At 73.8% G+C, this 14,997-nt stretch carries 16 protein-coding genes; 4 read left to right on the forward strand and 12 right to left on the reverse strand.

Translation table 11 applies throughout. The features are described from left to right. Positions 1-48 precede the first annotated feature (48 nt). The 6 genes from O7546_RS12265 to trxA form a co-directional block, all read right to left on the reverse strand. The gene (locus O7546_RS12265; RefSeq protein ID WP_269696828.1) at positions 49-657 is read right to left on the reverse strand and encodes a class I SAM-dependent methyltransferase; all 609 of its coding nucleotides are present in this window, start codon (positions 655-657) and stop codon (positions 49-51) included. Then, positions 596-1,492: a sulfite exporter TauE/SafE family protein gene (locus O7546_RS12270; protein WP_194801739.1), complete on the reverse strand. Its 897-nt coding sequence runs from the start codon at positions 1,490-1,492 to the stop codon at positions 596-598. The genes O7546_RS12265 and O7546_RS12270 overlap by 62 nt, the downstream gene beginning before the upstream one ends. After that, entirely contained in the window at positions 1,489-2,073 is a 585-nt protein-coding gene (locus O7546_RS12275) for a rhodanese-like domain-containing protein (RefSeq protein WP_194801738.1), read from the reverse strand. The genes O7546_RS12270 and O7546_RS12275 overlap by 4 nt, the downstream gene beginning before the upstream one ends. An 86-nt stretch (positions 2,074-2,159) precedes the next feature. Continuing rightward, a complete protein-coding gene (locus tag O7546_RS12280) occupies positions 2,160-3,560 on the reverse strand; it encodes an MBL fold metallo-hydrolase (protein ID WP_194801737.1) in 1,401 nt (466 codons plus the stop codon). Between the two features lie 139 nt (positions 3,561-3,699). Next, positions 3,700-3,969 carry a metal-sensitive transcriptional regulator gene (locus O7546_RS12285; protein ID WP_013285930.1) on the reverse strand — a complete coding sequence of 90 codons (270 nt, stop codon included), beginning with the start codon at positions 3,967-3,969 and terminating at the stop codon, positions 3,700-3,702. A 53-nt stretch (positions 3,970-4,022) separates the two neighbouring features. After that, positions 4,023-4,373 (reverse strand): thioredoxin, encoded by a 351-nt coding sequence (trxA, locus tag O7546_RS12290; RefSeq protein ID WP_128137484.1) that lies wholly within the window; start codon positions 4,371-4,373, stop codon positions 4,023-4,025. A gap of 486 nt (positions 4,374-4,859) precedes the next feature. Here trxA and eccB point away from each other — a divergent pair, with 486 nt between their 5' ends. Further along, a complete protein-coding gene (gene eccB, locus O7546_RS12295; RefSeq protein WP_269696830.1) occupies positions 4,860-6,257 on the forward strand; it encodes a type VII secretion protein EccB in 1,398 nt (465 codons plus the stop codon). 133 nt (positions 6,258-6,390) lie between these two features. Here the strand turns inward: eccB and O7546_RS12300 are convergent, their stop codons facing one another. Genes O7546_RS12300 through O7546_RS12320 form a run of 5 tightly spaced genes read right to left on the reverse strand, consistent with a single transcriptional unit; the run spans position 6,391 to position 10,867 of the window. Next, positions 6,391-6,996 carry a class I SAM-dependent methyltransferase gene (locus tag O7546_RS12300; RefSeq protein WP_194801735.1) on the reverse strand — a complete coding sequence of 202 codons (606 nt, stop codon included), beginning with the start codon at positions 6,994-6,996 and terminating at the stop codon, positions 6,391-6,393. A gap of 32 nt (positions 6,997-7,028) precedes the next feature. Beyond that, positions 7,029-7,631: a phosphatase PAP2 family protein gene (locus O7546_RS12305; RefSeq protein WP_194801734.1), complete on the reverse strand. Its 603-nt coding sequence runs from the start codon at positions 7,629-7,631 to the stop codon at positions 7,029-7,031. A gap of 22 nt (positions 7,632-7,653) precedes the next feature. After that, positions 7,654-8,520 (reverse strand): carbohydrate ABC transporter permease, encoded by an 867-nt coding sequence (locus tag O7546_RS12310; protein ID WP_194801733.1) that lies wholly within the window; start codon positions 8,518-8,520, stop codon positions 7,654-7,656. After that, entirely contained in the window at positions 8,520-9,479 is a 960-nt protein-coding gene (locus tag O7546_RS12315; RefSeq protein WP_194801732.1) for a sugar ABC transporter permease, read from the reverse strand. The genes O7546_RS12310 and O7546_RS12315 overlap by 1 nt, the downstream gene beginning before the upstream one ends. After that, entirely contained in the window at positions 9,476-10,867 is a 1,392-nt protein-coding gene (locus O7546_RS12320; RefSeq protein WP_281600928.1) for an extracellular solute-binding protein, read from the reverse strand. The genes O7546_RS12315 and O7546_RS12320 overlap by 4 nt, the downstream gene beginning before the upstream one ends. Positions 10,868-10,988: 121 nt before the next feature. Between O7546_RS12320 and O7546_RS12325 the strand changes: the two genes are divergently transcribed. Genes O7546_RS12325 through O7546_RS12335 form a run of 3 tightly spaced genes read left to right on the forward strand, consistent with a single transcriptional unit; the run spans position 10,989 to position 14,178 of the window. Beyond that, positions 10,989-12,026 carry a zinc-binding dehydrogenase gene (locus tag O7546_RS12325; RefSeq protein ID WP_281600929.1) on the forward strand — a complete coding sequence of 346 codons (1,038 nt, stop codon included), beginning with the start codon at positions 10,989-10,991 and terminating at the stop codon, positions 12,024-12,026. After that, on the forward strand, positions 12,026-12,844 hold the full coding sequence (locus O7546_RS12330) for a sugar phosphate isomerase/epimerase family protein (protein ID WP_194801729.1): 819 nt from the start codon (positions 12,026-12,028) through the stop codon (positions 12,842-12,844). The genes O7546_RS12325 and O7546_RS12330 overlap by 1 nt, the downstream gene beginning before the upstream one ends. Next, a complete protein-coding gene (locus O7546_RS12335) occupies positions 12,841-14,178 on the forward strand; it encodes a hypothetical protein (RefSeq protein ID WP_194801728.1) in 1,338 nt (445 codons plus the stop codon). Before O7546_RS12330 ends, O7546_RS12335 begins: the two co-directional genes overlap by 4 nt. Before the next feature lie 46 nt (positions 14,179-14,224). Here the strand turns inward: O7546_RS12335 and O7546_RS12340 are convergent, their stop codons facing one another. Beyond that, positions 14,225-14,929, reverse strand: coding sequence for a CBS domain-containing protein (locus tag O7546_RS12340; protein WP_194801727.1), 705 nt, complete (start codon positions 14,927-14,929; stop codon positions 14,225-14,227). Positions 14,930-14,997: the final 68 nt, after the last annotated feature.

Below are 14,997 nucleotides of genomic sequence, written 5' to 3' on the forward strand. Positions count from 1 at the left end.
TACCGGCCGGTCCCGGCCCCGGCCCGGCGAAACGGCGGCGGACGGCGGTCAGTCGGCGGGGCGGGTGGCGACCACCACCGTGTCCAGCGCGTCGACGCTCCCGCCGTCGGTGCCCGGGACCGGCCGGCGGGTCGTCTCGGCCCGCTGCACGCGCAGCCCGGCCAGCCCGTCGACCACCGACTCCGGCGTGAGCAGCACGTCCGGGTCCTGCGGGCCGCCGATGCCGCCGGAGAGGTTGGCCAGGTCGTGGCCCACCACCACGAGCGTGCCGCCGGGGCGCAGCGCGGACTTCGCCGCGGCGAGCACCCCGGCGAACTCCGGCGCGGGCAGGTGCAGGTAGCTGATCAGCACCAGGTCGTAGCTGTTCGGCACCGGCCGGTACGCGGTCACGTCCGCGATCCGCCAGTCGACTGTGACGCCCCGCGCGGCGGCCAGCTCCCGCCCCCGGTCGACGGCCACCGCGGAGAAGTCCACCGCGTTGACCCGCCAGCCCAGACCGGCCAGCCAGACCGCGTTGCGGCCCTCGCCGGCGGCGATGTCCAGCGCTGACCCGGGAGTCAGCCCGGTGACCGACTCGACCACAAAGCGGTTGGGCTCAGCGCTCCACACCAGTCCGGGCGTGTCGGCGTACCGGCTGTCCCAGGCGCTGCTGTCCACTGTGTCCCCTCCTCCGGCGGCCCCACACCGCCACGGTGACCGTACCGGCCACGGCAAGCGCTCCCACGGCGAGTCCCCACACCGGCGGCAACTGCTGCGCGAGCACGAACACGCCCATCACCACGACGAACCAGCCGAACACCCGGCGCAGCAGGTCGGCCGGGATCCGGCCGGCGAGCCGGCCACCGAGCAGGCTGCCGACGACGGCGGCGGCGGTGACCCCGGCGGCCAGACCCCAGTGGATCTGCACGCTGGACAGGTAGCCGGCCAAGCCGGCGAACGACTTCATCGCGATGACGACCAGCGAGGTGCCTACCGCTACCGGCATCGGCAACCCGCCCAGCAGGGCCAGGGCCGGTACGACCAGGAAGCCGCCGCCGGCGCCGACCAGGCCGGTGACCAGGCCGACGACCACGCCGTCCCCGACCACCCGCAGCATCGGCAGCTCGTGCGGCACCGGGCGGCCCTCGGTGGACCGGCGGCCCCGCAGCATCGCGACCGCGGTGGCGAGCATCATCAGCGCGAACCCGGTCAGCAGGACGCCGGCCGGGACGAACTCGGCCAGCCGGCCGCCCGCGTACGCGCCGGTCATCCCGGCCACACCGAAGATGAGCCCGGTACGCCAGCGGACCCGGTTCGCCCGGGCGTGCGGCAGTACGGCGACGGCACTGGTCACGCCGACGACGAGCAGCGAGGTGGCGATCGCCTCCTTGGCGGGCAGATCGGCGACGTAGACCAGCAGCGGCACGGCGAGGATCGACCCGCCGCCGCCGAGCAGGCCCAGCGTCACGCCGATCAGCACCGCGCCGGCCAGCGTCAGGACGAGAGTCGTCACTTGCGGCTCCCGTCCCGCAACTGCCCGACGATCGTGTCCAGGTCGCAGCTCGCGCCGCGGTTGTACGGCAGCTTGCTCAGCAGCATGCCCATGGCGCAGGTGTTGGTGAGCGCGGCGAACGTGAGGCCCGCGCCGATGAACGCGGCGACCCACTTCAGGCCGGGGACGAACACCGAACCGACGATCGCGGCGAGCACGATCGAGCCGGCGACGAGGCGTACCTGGCGCTCCAGGTCCCAGCGCGGCCGGCCCTGGTTGACCGGGGCGTTCGTGGCCTGCCAGGCCAGCATGCCGCCGTCGAGCACCTTCACGTTGGGCAGGCCGACGGTGCCGAGCGCCTGACCGGCCTGGCTCGCCCGGACACCGGAGCGGCAGATCAGCACCACGTCCTCGTCCAGGTGGCTGCGCAGCTCCGCGCGGTGCTCCCGGAGCAGGTCCAGCGGCACGTTGTACGCGCCGGGGATGTGCGCCGCCTCGAACTCACCGGGCGTGCGCACGTCGAGCATCCGGGGCGTACGGCCGGCGGCGATCAGCTCGCGCAGGGTCGCTGCGTCGATGGTGGTGGGGGTGGTCGTGGTCATGCTTCGGTCTCCTTCAGCGGGTGTTTTCGGGCAGGGTCGGGCGCCGGCCGGCGCAGGGGCACGCCGGCCGGGCGCTCGGGGAGAGGTCAGGCGGTGGGCGTCATGCGTACGCCGGCCGCCTCGGCCCGGCCGTACGAGTCGTCGATCAGCACCACGTCACGGCCGGCGTTGGCGAGCAGGGACGCGGCGGCGGTGGCCCGGTAGCCGGAGCCGCAGTGCACCCAGACGGTCCCGGCGGGGATGTCGGCGAGGCGCTTCGGCACGTCCGGCAACGGCACGTGCACCGCACCGTCGATGTGTCCGGCCTTCCACTCGTTCGTCATCCGCACGTCGAGGACGACCTGCGGCGCGGGCAGTCCGGCCGGGGTCTTCCCGGCCTGCGCGGCGGCGAGCGCGGCGAAGTCGGCCACCGCCATCTCCCGCAGCTGCGACGGGTCCGTGGTCCACTGCTCGGGCTCGCCGGTGGCCTGGGCGGCCGGGCGGTCGATGCCGATGCGGACCAGTTCCCGCTGGGCATCGGCGACCTGCTCCGGGGTCTGCGCCAGGAACGTGATCGGCACGCCCCAGTCGATCAGCCAGCCGAGCCACGTCGACATCGGCCCGTCCAGGCCGAGGCTGACGGTGCCGGCCAGGTGCGAGGCCGCGTACGCCTTGCGGTGGCGCAGGTCGACCACCCACTCGCCGGCGGCGATACGACGGCGCAGCTCGCCGGCGTCGGCGCGGGCCACCGGCGTGAGGTCGACCGGGGCAGGACCGGCGGCGTTGGCGACGCCCATGTGGGCGTAGTACGCCGGGTAGGCGTCCAGCCCGGCCAGCGTCTCGGTGACGAACTGGTCGGCGGCCAGCCGCAGCACCGGGTTGGCCTCCTTCTCCCGGCCGATCGTCGACTCGGGGGCGTCGGCCTGGCTGGCCGAGCAGAAGCTGCCGAAGCCGTGCGTGGGCCAGACCTGCGCGCCGTCGGGCAGCAGGTCGGCCAGCTTGCGCGCGGAGGCGTACTGGTGGTGCGCCAGCTCGTGGGCGTACTGCTGGCCGAGCAGGTCGGTACGGCCGGTGGTGCCGAACAGCAGCGAGCCGCCGGTGAACACGCCGGCCGCCGTCCAGCCGCCGTCGGTGGCCTCGTCGAGTGCGTACGACAGGTGGTGGAACGTGTGACCCGGGGTGCCGATCACCCGCAGCCGCATGGTGTCCGACACCGGCACGGTGTCGCCGTCGGCGGCCGGGGTCCGGTCGAACTCGACCGTGTCGGCGGCGGCCACCAGGTACTGCGCGCCGGTGATCCGGGCCAGCTCCAGGCCGCCGGAGACGTAGTCGTTGTGGATGTGCGTCTCCACCACGTGGGTGATCCGTACGCCCTTGTGGCCGGCCAGGTACAGGACGCGGTCGATGTCGCGCTGCGGGTCGACCACGATCGCCACCCGGCCGTCTGAGGCGAGGTAGCTGCGGTCGCCGAGCGAGGAGGTCGCGATGACGGACACGTCGAGAGTCATGCCGTTTCCTCTCATTGCCTATATACCCCCGGGGGTATGCGTCGGACAGTCTGCGGCCTGGGTTCTCCAGGCAGGTGTTTACCCGCCCGCGTCGCGGTCACACGGCGCGGACGGGGCTCAGTCGGTCAGGCGGGTGCCGTCAGGCCAGCGACAGGAAGAGCTTCTCCAGCTCCTCCTCGGTCATCTCCGGCTCCTCGCCCGCCTGGCGGGCGGCGTCGCAGTAGCGCATGCCGGAGGCGATGATCTTGAAGCCGGCCCGGTCGATGGCCTTGGAGACCGCGGCGAGCTGGGTCAGCGCGGCGCGGCAGTCCTCACCGTTCTCCATCATCTCGATGACGGCGTTGAGCTGCCCCCGGGCCCGCTTGAGCCGGGTCAGCGCCTCGCCTGTCATCTCCGGTCGAAGATTCACGTCGTACCTCCTGCGCTCGAAGATACCCCAGGGGGTACCTGTGCCGCCACCCGTCAGGCGGTCTTGGTCCGGACCTCGTCCATGTCGAGGTCACGCACGGCCCGGATCAGCTCCTCCAGCCCGGCCGTCGGCAGGGCGCCCGGCTGGGCGAACACCAGCACGCCGTCCCGGAACGCCATCAGTGTCGGGATCGACCGGATCTGGGCGGCCGCCGCGAGGGCCGGCTCGGCCTCGGTGTCGACCTTGCCGAAGACGATGTCCGGGTGCTGCTCGCTGGACTTCTCGTAGACCGGCGCGAACGCCCGGCAGGGGCCGCACCAGCCGGCCCAGAAGTCGACCAGGACGATGCCGTCCCGGTTGACCGTCTCTGCGAAGTCGGTGGTGGTCAACGCCACGCTGGCCATCGGTACCTCCGTCGGTTCGGGTTCCGCCATGTGTAACACACCCCCGGGGGTATCCATTCCGGGCGGGGTGGTCCTGGCCGCCTTGATCGACGCCTGGCTTGACGGGTCCTGGCCGCCTTGATCGACTCCAGCTCGGGGAGGTGGTGGGGTCCGGGGCGGTGTGATGCAGCCACCTCGGCGTACTGGCGCCGGGTTGAGGCGAGGGATTGAGGCGAGGGCGCGACTGTGGCGGTGTTCGTGCGAAGTGGGCGGGCGGCACATCGCGTGGTGCGCGTCGGTGAGCGTGCCCAGCGGACCGGCCGACCCGGTGCGCTTGATCGACTCCAGTTCGGGGAAGTGGTGGGGTCCGGGGCGGTGGGATGCAGCCACCTCGGCGTACTGGCGGAGCGGGGGACGACGAAGGGGCGGTGAGGGACACGCAGGGTCGCCGGGGCATCGACGGAGCGCTTATCCTGTGCGCCGACCATCCCGGCGGGAAGGGACACGATGGCGTCGCGGCAGGACCAGCTGCACTCGTACCAGTTCACCGTCCAGCGGGCGGTCGCCGCGCTCGTCATGCGGGAGACGGACCCGCCGCAGTCCCCGTTCCGCCGGCTGGCCGGCGCCGGTCTGGCCAGCGTCCTGGTCGCCGCGATCGCGCTCGGCGGCGTCGCCCTCTACGGCCTGTTCACCGGCGGCGGTGACTCGTGGCGCGAGACCGGCGCGGTGATCGTGGAGAAGGAGTCGGGCGCGCGGTTCGTCTACCGGGACGAGAAGCTGCACCCGGTGTTGAACTACGCCTCCGCGCTGCTGATCATCGGGGCGGAGCAGCCGAAGACGGTGCTTGTCGGCCGCCGCGCCATCGAGGGAGTGCCGCGCGGCCTGCCGCTGGGCATCGCCGACGCGCCGGACTCGCTGCCCGTGTCGAACCGGCTCGTCCGCGACGCCTGGACGCTCTGCTCGGTGCCGGGCGACGACACGGGGCGCGGGGAGGCCGTGCGCGGCGCGCCCCGGTCGGTGCTGCTGATCGGGCGGCAGGCCACCGGCGGCCGGGCGCTCGGCGACCAGGGGCTGCTGGCACGGCACCCGGACGGCGGCCTGCACCTGCTCTGGCACGACCGGCGCTACCTGCTGCGCGACACCGACCGGGTGCTCGCCGCGCTGGCCGCCACCCGGGAACGGGCGGTGCCGGTCGCGGCGGCGCTGCTCAACACGCTGCCGGCCGGCGCCGACCTGGCCCCGCCGCCGGTGGACGACCTCGGTGAGCCGTCCGAGCGGGTCACCGGCGCGAGCGTGGGTGACGTGTACCTGGTGCGCAACTCCGGTGGCGGGCGGCAGTACGCGGTGGCGCAGCGCGGCGGGCTGGCCGGTATCACCGAGTTGCAGGCGGCGCTGCTGCTGGCCCGCACCGGCCAGGGGGAGCCCGAACCGATCACGCTCGGCCGGTTCGCCGCACTGCCGAAGCTGCCCGGTCTGGTGCCCGGCGGACCGACCGCGCCGCCCGCCGTGCCGCCCCGGCTGGCCGCCGCCGAGAACGGTGCGGTCTGCGCGCTGGCCGGGGACGACGCCGGCGTACGCGAGATCCGCGTCGGCGTCACCGCGCCGGACCTCGCCGCCGCCACGCGGACGCCCGGCGGCCGGGCCGGGCTCGCCGACGAGGTGGTGGTGGAGCCGGGACGTGGCGCGCTGGTGGAGGCGGTGTCCGCGCCGGGCGCCACTGGCGGCACGGTCTGCGTGGTCACCGACCTGGGCCGGCGGTATGCGCTGACCGGCGCTGACGTGCCGGGCATGCTCGGCTACGCCGGGGTGCGTCCGGCGCGGCTGCCGGCGGGCCTGGTGGACCTCCTGCCGGCGGGCAGCCCGCTCGACCCGGAGGCCGCCCGAACTGTCGCCGCACCCGCCTGACCGGCCCGGCGGCGGGCGTCCGCCTCGGCCGCACAGTGGCCGCCCTCGCCGACCGCCGTGGCCAGCCCGTCCGGCAGCGCGCGCAGCCAGCCGGCGGGCGAGCCCGCCACGGCCCGTCAGGTGGGGGAGCGGGTCAGTCGGCGGGGCGGCGCAGCACGGTGACCGCGAAGTCGGCGTCGTCGCGCCACGGCCGCAGGTCCCAGGTGGCGAAGCGGTGCTCGGGGCGCAGCCCGGCGGCGACCGCGTCGGCGTCCAGCTCGGCCACCGGGTAGCCGCGGTCGGTGGCGAAGCCGACTACGACCAGGCCGTCCGGCCGGACGTGCGCGGCGACGCGGGCCAGCACGTCGCGTTCCGTGCCGGGGGCGACGAAGACCATCACGTTGCCGGCCAGCACCGCGGCGTCGAACGGCTCGGCCTCACCCTGGGCGGCCAGATCCAGCTCGGCCAGGTCGGCGACCAGGAAGCGGGGACCCTGATGGTCGGCGCGGGCCGCCTCGACCAGCGTCGGGTCGGCGTCCACGCCCACGGCGGTGTGCCCGCGCGCGGCGAGCGCGGCGGCGACCCGGCCGGTGCCGCAGCCGGCGTCCAGGACGCGTGCGCCCGGCGGTACGAGCGCGTCCAGCAGCCGCGCCTCACCGGCCAGGTCGGCGCCCTCGGCGGCGAGCTGACGGAACCGGTCCACGTACCACTGCGAGTGGCCGGGATTCGTGTCGGTCACCCAGCGGGTCGGCTTGCCCATGAGGCCACCGTAGCTGATCTTGTGGCGGCGGGTCAGGCGAGCGCCAGGAACGTGCCGGCGGCGAGCGGCCCGCCGAGCGCGACGCCGGCCAGCACCTGCGGCCAGGTGTGGTCGTCGAGCCGTACCCGGGACCAGCCGACGGCCGCGACGAGCACCCAGCCGAGGTTCGCGGCCGGGCCGGCCAGCGGCACAAGCACGGCGACCGTGGCGGCGGCGACCGCCGCGTGGATGCTCAGCTTCCACCAGTGGTTCACCAGCGCGCAGGCCGCGCCGACCACGAAGATCACCACGATCACGGCGAACAGTTCGGCCGGCGCGCGGACCGCCGCCAGCAGCAGCACCCCGGCCGCGACCGAGGCCAGCCCGATCGACAGCGGCCGGGCGCGCTGGGTGCGGTCGCCGACGTGCCGGTCGGTGAGGCGACCCCGGCGGACGCCGTGCGCGAGCACGCCGATCGGGATGACGGCGCAGAACGTCAGCGCGATGCCGCCCCAGAGCAGGAACTGGCCCGCCGAGCGGCTGACCCGGGCGGCGGCGATCAGCGGCAGCGCCGTGACCAGGACGGTCGGGGCGAGCGCCTCGGTGAGCAGCCGGGCCGCCCGCGCGCCGGCCCGGCGCTCCCGTGATGCTCGCACCCGATCATCCTGGCACGGACGCTCAGCCCTTCTCTGCCCCGCTGGTGAGTCCCTCGGTGAGCAGGCGTTCCCCGGCGAAGAACAGCACCACGATCGGCAGCGTGAGGATGACCGAGCCGGCCATCAGCACCGTCTTGGGCACCTCGACGCCGTCGGCGAGCAGCGACAGGCCCAGCGACACGGTCCACCGGTCCGGCCGGTCGACCATGAACAGCAGCGCGAACAGGTACTCGTTCCAGGCGATCATGAAGTCGTACAGCGCGACGGCCATCACCGAGGGCGCCGCGAGGGGCAGGCTGACCCGGCGGATGATGCCGAGCCGGCCCGCGCCGTCGATCGCCGCCGACTCCTCGAGGCTGACCGGAATCGTCTCGAAGTAGTTCTTCAGCATGTAGACCGACACCGGCAGCGTCTGCGAGATGTAGACGAGCACCAGGCCGGTCAGCGACCCGCGCAGCCCGGCCCGGGTGAAGACCACGAACAGCGGGATCGCGATGACGATCGACGGGAACAGGTAGACCGCCAGGAACAGCGCGCTGACCTGCCGGCGGCCGAAGAACCGCAGGCGGGACACCGCGTACGCGCCGGGAATGGCGATCACCAGGGTGAGCGCGGTGGCGGCGAGCGCCACCAGGCCGCTGTTGCGGATGAACGTGAGGAAGCCCTGGCCGCCGTCGGAGACGGACTTCAGCACCTCGGCGTACGTGGCGACGGTCAGCTCGCCGAACGGCACCCAGAGCGAGCCGGGTTCGAGCAGCAGGCGTTCGATCGGGCGTACCGACAGCACCAGCATGTACCAGAACGGCAGCAGCGTGACCACCAGGAACCCGGCGATCACCAGCCGGCGCAGCCAGCGCAGGCTGACCGTCTCGATCCGGTCCCGATCCATCACGCCTCCCGTCGCGCGCCGAAGAAGCGCAGGTAGATCGCCACGAACACGAGCAGCACCACGGCGAGCACGACGGCCTGGGCGGCGGCCGCGCCGATGTCGGTGCGGGCGGTGAGGAACTGGTAGACCCGGACGCTCACCACCTCGGTGCCGGCGGCGCCGCCGGTGAGCAGGTAGACGTCGTCGAACTTGTTGAACGTCATGATGAAGCGGAGCACGCCGATGAGCGCGATCACCGGCATGAGCTGCGGCAGCAGGATGTGCCGGAACCGCTGGGTGGGTGTCGCCCCGTCGACCCGAGCGGCCTCCTCCAGCTCGCCGGGCACCGCCTGGAGCCGCGCGAGCAGGAACAGGAACGCGAACGGGAAGTAGCGCCACGCCTCGAACGTGATCACCGTCCACAGCGCGGTGGACTCCTGGGACAGGAACGGCACCGGCTGGTCCCAGCCGAGGAAGCGCCGCCCCCAGTCGTTGACGATGCCGAGCTGCGGGTCCAGCATCACCTGCCAGACGAACGTCATGGCGACGACCGGCGCCACGTACGGCAGCAGCATCGACGCGCGGACCAGGGTGCGGCCCCGGAACGGCCCGCGTACCGCGAGCGCCGCCGCCAGGCCGACCACTATCGAACCCGCGGTGCCGCCGACGCTGTAGAGCACAGTGGTCCAGAGCGTGTCGGCGAACCCGGGGGTGTGCAGCACCCGGTCGATGTTGTCCAGCGTCAGCTCGCCGAACAGGCCGGTCTTGCGCAGTGTCGCCAGGCGTACCCGCTGGAAGGCCAGCACCACGGTCCAGACGATGGGTATGCCGATCACCGCGACCACGACGAGCAGGGTCGGGCTGACCAGCGCGAGCCCGGCGCGGGACTCGCGGCGGCGCAGCGTCAGCGGACGTCGGCCGGGTCGGCGGGGTCGCTCCGGTGCGGGGGAGCGGCCGGCCTCCGGCGCGGTGGTGGTCAATTGACGCCCTTGGCTATCGCCTCGACGTCCTTGCGGGCGCGTTCGGCGGCGGCGCGGGCGTCGGACCTGCCGCCGACGACGTCGGCGAGCGCCTTGGGCACTGGTAGCTCACCGAGGATGGCGCCGACGAGCTTGCCCTGGTTCTCGGTCAGGCCCCAGCGCTGGAACGTGTCCGGGCTCTTCCGCAGGGTGGCGAGCACGTCCTCGCCGTAGACCTCGGACAGCGGCTTCTTGGTGTCCACGCCGGCCGGGCTGGTGTTCCAGGCTGTGCGGAACTTCTGCTTGTCCTCCGGCGTGCCGGTGCGCACCGGGAAGCGCCCCTCGGGGGACATGCCGAACCAGCGCGGGTAGCCGTCGGAGAGCATGTACTCCACGAACGACTTCGCCGGGTCGACCGCGCCGTCGAGCACGGCCCAGGAGCTGACCTCGCCGTACTGGGCCGGTTCGGTGCCGTTCGGGCCCTTGATCGCGGTGACGAAGCCGCTGTTCTTGGCCAGCCACGCCGGGTCGGACTGGCACTGCGGGCAGGTGGGCCGGGCGTCGGCACGCAGCCCGGCCAGCTCGTCGAGGATGAACGGCGACCAGATCAGCATGGCCGCCTTGCCGGCGAAGTAGGTGGCCCGGGTGGTGTCGACGTCCTGGGCGCCCTTCACCGAATTGTTCCGCATCAGGTCGCCGTAGAAGCGGAACGCCTCGACGCACTCGGGGGAGTCGAGCGTGACCTTCCCGGAGTCGTCGGTGAGCCAGCAGTTGTTCGCCAGCGCCAGGTGCTCGAACGTCTGCTGGGTGAACACGTCGCCGGGAGAGGTGGCCGCGGTGATACCGGCGACGCCGCCGGTGTTCAGCTTCGCCGCCGCGGCGGCGATCTTCTCGTACGTGTCGGGCGCCGGCAGGCCGGCGGCGGCGAACAGGTCCTTGCGGTAGACGAGCAGCTGACCCCACCCGTCGCTGGGTACGGCGAGCTGCTTGCCGCCGTCGCTGGTGAGTTCCAGCGCGCGGGGCGTGAACGTGTCCTTGCCGAGCCGGTCGACGACAGTGCCGTTGGCGTCGACGTCGAGGAGTTCGTTGGCGGACAGCGTCCGCACCCCGGCCAGGGAGACCGAGCCGACCACGTCGGGCAGGTCGCCGGCGGCGGCGCTGGAGGCGATGAGGGACGGGAACTGGTCCTCGTTGACGGTGACCAGGTTGACCTTGACGCCGGTCCTGGCGGTGTAGTCGGCGATGATCGCCTTGGTGGCGGCGACGCGGTCCGCCACGTCTTCCAGGCTCCAGACAGTGATCTGCGAACTGTCGGATTTCTGCCCGTCGTCGCTGCATGCGGCCACGCCGGTCCCGGCCAGTGCCAGGATCAGGCCTAGTGCGAGCCGCCGTGTGGAGGGTGATGACATCGGTGGCACTCCTCTCGAAAGAGTACGGCTTTCCGCCAATACCCATCGATTCATCAATGTAATCACATATGCCCATTTTTTGGGTTAGAATCGAGGTCGGCACTTTCTTCGGAGCGACGCCATGAGTAACTGGGTTGTCTCTCTGGCCGGGCCCCGGCACGTACGCCTGGAGCCCTGCCCCACGGACCGGCTCGGTCCGGGCCAGGTCCGCGTCCGCACCCGCTACTCGGGCATCTCCGCCGGCACCGAGCTGACGCTCTACCGGGGCAGCAACCCGCGCCTGCGCAAGGACTGGGACGCCGGCAGCCGCATGTTCGTCCCCCGCCAGGCCACACCCGCGTACCCGGTGGTGGGCTTCGGATACGAGGAGGTCGGCGAGATCGTCGAGGTCGCCCCCGACGTGGCCGGGCGGTGGCCCGGCCAGCTCGTCTGGGGCATCTGGGGGCACCGCGCCGAGGCGGTGCTCCCCGCGACGGCGGCGCACCCGCTGCCGTCCGGCCTCGACCCGCTCGCCGCCGTGTTCGCCCGGCCCGGCGCCATCGCGCTGACCGCCGTACTCGCCGGTGACCTGCACCTGGGCGACTGGGTGGGCGTGTTCGGGCAGGGCGTGATCGGGCTGCTCGGCACGCGTCTGGCCGCGCTCTCCGGCGCCCGCGTGGTCGCCGTCGACCGGATGCCGGGCCGGCTCGCGCACGCCGTGCGGCTCGGCGCGCGCCGGGTGGTCGACGCCGCCGCCGACTCGCCCGCCGCCGCGCTGCGGGCCGCCACCGACGGCCGGGGTGCCGACGTCTGCCTGGAGCTGTCCGGGTCGTACCCGGCGCTGCACGAGGCGATCCGCGCCATCGCGCACGCCGGGCGCGTCGTCGCGGCCGGCTTCTACCAGGGGTACGCCCACGGGCTGGAACTCGGCGAGGAGTTCCACCACAACCGGATCCAGCTCGTGGCCGCCCAGGTCTCCGGGCCCGATCCGGCACCCGGCACGGCCGGCCGGTGGTCCGGGACGCGGATCGCACACACCTTCATGGACCTGGTGGCCGAGGGCAGCGTCGACCCGCTGCCGCTGGTGAGCCACGTCGTCGACGCGGGCGCGGTGGCCGACGCCCTGGCGTTGCTCGACCGCGGTGACGGTGACGTCCTCCAAGTGGTGCTGAGGTTCTGATGGACATTCCGCTTGCCTGCCAGGAGCAGCTGCTTCCCGGCACCGACCTGACCCGGAAGTACGCCCTCGCCGTCTCCCTCGGCTACCAGGGCATCGAGCTGCGCGGGCGGGGCGACCTCGCGCTGGCCCGGCGGCTGCCGGAGCTGCGCCGCGCCCGCGCCGCCGGCGTGGTCGTGCCGACCGTCTGTGTCGAGATGGACCACTTCATCGGCGACTTCGACCCGGGCCGCTCCCGCGACGCGGTGGACAACCTGCGCTCCCAGCTCTCGGTGATCGCCGAACTGGGCGGCGTCGGTGCGATGACCCCTGCCGCCTGGGGCATGTTCTCCCGCCGGCTGCCCCCGTTCGACCCGCCACGCTCGGCCGACGACGACCGGCGGGTGCTCGTCGACGCCCTGGGCGAGCTGGCCGGGCACGCCCGCGCCGAGGGGGTCACCCTGTTCCTGGAACCGCTCAACCGGTACGAGGACCACATGGTCAACCGGCTCGACCAGGCGGTCGAGCTGTGCCGCGCGGTCGGGTCACCGGCGCTGCGGGTCGCCGCCGACACCTACCACATGAACATCGAGGAGGACGACCCGCACGCCGCGCTGCGCGCCGCCGCGCCGTACCTCGGGCACGTCCAGGTCAGCGACTCCAACCGGCACCAGCCCGGCGCCGGGCACCTGGACTGGGGCGCGCTGCTGGCCACGCTCGACGCGATCGGCTACACCGGCTGGCTGGCGCTGGAGTGCCGGCTGCGCGGCGAGCCGGTCGCCGCGCTGCGCCAGGCCGCCACAGCGCTGGCCCAGGCCCGTCCCCGGCGGGCCGCCGCATGACGCTGACCACCGGGGTACGCGCCGACGCCGACCGCCACGCCCGGCTGCGCCGCCTCGCGCTGGCCACCCTGGACGCCAACTGGGAACACGACCACACCGTCCCGTCGCGCACGCTCTACCCGCACCAGTGGAGCTGGGACTCGGCGTTCATCGCGATCGGCCTGGCCCACGTCCGCCCGGACCGGGCCTGGCGGGAACTGCGCACGTTGTTCGCCGCGCAGTGGGTCGACGGGCGGGTGCCGCACATCGTGTTCAACCCGGCCTCGCGCGCCGGGCCGTACTTTCCCGGGCCGCAGTTCTGGGACTCGGCCCGCGCCGACGGCTCGCCGGCCCGAGCCACCTCCGGGATCGTCCAGCCGCCGGTGCACGCTCCGGCCGCCTGGCTGGTGCACCGCCGCGCGCCCGGCGAGGCGTCGGTGGCCGCGCTGCGGCGGCTCTATCCGAGGCTGGTCGCGCAGCAGCGCTACCTGACCGGTCGGCGCGACGCCGGGGGCGGCGGGCTGGCGTCGATCGTGCACCCGTGGGAGTCCGGGCTGGACAACAGCCCCGCCTGGGACGCGCCACTGGCCGGCGTGCCCGCCGACGAGGCGGTGATGCGCGCGTACCGCCGGCACGACACCGCGCACGCCGACGCGGCGCAGCGCCCCACCGACCTGGACTACGCGCGCTACGTCGCGCTGGTGGAGAGCTACCGGGCCGGCCGCTACCGGGACGAGGGACTGCTCGGCCGGCACCCGTTCCTGGTGGAGTGCCCGCTGGTCAACGCCGCGCTCGGCGTCTCCGAGTACGCCCTCGCGCGCATCGCCGCGGTGATCGGCGCCGACCCGGGACCGCACCGCGACCGGGGCGCCCGGATCACCGAGGCGCTCGTCAGCCGCCTCTGGGATCCGGTGGCCGGCACGTTCCGTCCCCGCGACGTGCGCGCGGACCGGCTCGTGCCGGCCCGGACCGTGCTCGGGCTGATGCCGCTGGCGCTGCCCGAACTGCCCGCCGCGCAGGTGTCGGCGCTGCTGGCCGAGGCGTGCTCGCCGCGCTTCGGGCTGGCCGCCCGGATGGACCGGCCGCTGCCCACGTACGACCGCACCGCGCCGGACTTCGAGCCGCTGCGCTACTGGCGCGGCCCGAGCTGGATCAACACCGGGTGGTTGCTCTGGCAGGGGCTGCGTACCCACCGCCGGGCCGACCTGGCCGCCGGGCTGCGCGAGTCGCTGCTCGACCTGGTCGACCGGGCCGGCTGCCACGAGTATTTCCACCCGGACACCGGCGCCGGTCTCGGCTCACCGGCGTTCAGCTGGACCGCCGCGCTGGTGCTGGACGCGCTCGCCCAGGAGTGACGGCGGTGGGCGCCGGTTATGCCGGCGCCCACCGGGCCGTCAGGGCTCAGGCGATGCCGGCCGGGGTGCCGCCGCCGGTGCGCAGCGCCGACATCGGCGAATCGTCGATCGCGTAGCCGAGCGCGTCGACCACCTCGACCACGCCGCTGACCTGCCGGGCCAGCCGCACCGCGAGCTGCGCGGTGGACCGGCGCTCCACCTGGCCGGTGAGCGTCACCACGCCCCGGTCCACTGTCACGTCCACCACGCCGTCGCGGACGCCGAGGCTGCGCCACAGCACCTCCTCGACCACGTCCCGCCGGACGCCGGCGTCCGGGCGCAGGTGCACCTTGAGCAGGTCGCCGCGGGTGACGATCCCGACCAGCCGGCCGAGGTCGTTCACCACCGGCAGGCGTTTCACGCCACGCGCGTCCATCAGCCGGGCCGCCTCGACGATCGTGGCGTCCGGGGTGATGGTGACCGGGGGAGCGGTCATCAGGTCGGCGGCGAGCGTCGCGCCGGCCTTCGCCCGCGCCTCGCGGCGGTGCCGGTCCGGCAGGATCCGCCGCTCCCGGGGCTGTCCCAGGAACTCCACCTTGTACATCAGGTCCGCCTCGGACACCACGCCCAGCACCCGGCGGGTCTCGTCCACCACCGGTGCCGCCGTGACGTGCCGGTCGGTCAGCACGTCGACGATCTCCCGGTACTCCGTGCCCTCCCGTACCGACGCCACGTCCCTGGTCATCACGTCCTGCACCTGCCACGTACGCATGGCGAACCTCCCTGTTGTCCGCCTCCGACGCTAGGCGGCGGCGACGGGCCGGAGCAGGGGCGCAAAGA

This window comes from Micromonospora sp. WMMA1976 (assembly GCF_027497335.1).
GTDB classification, from domain to species: domain Bacteria; phylum Actinomycetota; class Actinomycetes; order Mycobacteriales; family Micromonosporaceae; genus Micromonospora; species Micromonospora aurantiaca.

What these genes read in the sequence shown, in the direction of transcription:
- O7546_RS12275 (WP_194801738.1), bottom strand. Translation starts at nt 2,073, where the DNA reads ATGACCACGACCACCCCCACCACCATCGACGCAGCGACCCTGCGCGAG.
- O7546_RS12280 (WP_194801737.1), bottom strand. Translation starts at nt 3,560, where the DNA reads ATGACTCTCGACGTGTCCGTCATCGCGACCTCCTCGCTCGGCGACCGC.
- trxA (WP_128137484.1), bottom strand. Translation starts at nt 4,373, where the DNA reads ATGGCCAGCGTGGCGTTGACCACCACCGACTTCGCAGAGACGGTCAAC.
- eccB (WP_269696830.1), top strand. Translation starts at nt 4,860, where the DNA reads ATGGCGTCGCGGCAGGACCAGCTGCACTCGTACCAGTTCACCGTCCAG.
- O7546_RS12300 (WP_194801735.1), bottom strand. Translation starts at nt 6,996, where the DNA reads ATGGGCAAGCCGACCCGCTGGGTGACCGACACGAATCCCGGCCACTCG.
- O7546_RS12310 (WP_194801733.1), bottom strand. Translation starts at nt 8,520, where the DNA reads ATGGATCGGGACCGGATCGAGACGGTCAGCCTGCGCTGGCTGCGCCGG.
- O7546_RS12320 (WP_281600928.1), bottom strand. Translation starts at nt 10,867, where the DNA reads ATGTCATCACCCTCCACACGGCGGCTCGCACTAGGCCTGATCCTGGCA.
- O7546_RS12325 (WP_281600929.1), top strand. Translation starts at nt 10,989, where the DNA reads ATGAGTAACTGGGTTGTCTCTCTGGCCGGGCCCCGGCACGTACGCCTG.
- O7546_RS12330 (WP_194801729.1), top strand. Translation starts at nt 12,026, where the DNA reads ATGGACATTCCGCTTGCCTGCCAGGAGCAGCTGCTTCCCGGCACCGAC.
- O7546_RS12335 (WP_194801728.1), top strand. Translation starts at nt 12,841, where the DNA reads ATGACGCTGACCACCGGGGTACGCGCCGACGCCGACCGCCACGCCCGG.
- O7546_RS12340 (WP_194801727.1), bottom strand. Translation starts at nt 14,929, where the DNA reads ATGCGTACGTGGCAGGTGCAGGACGTGATGACCAGGGACGTGGCGTCG.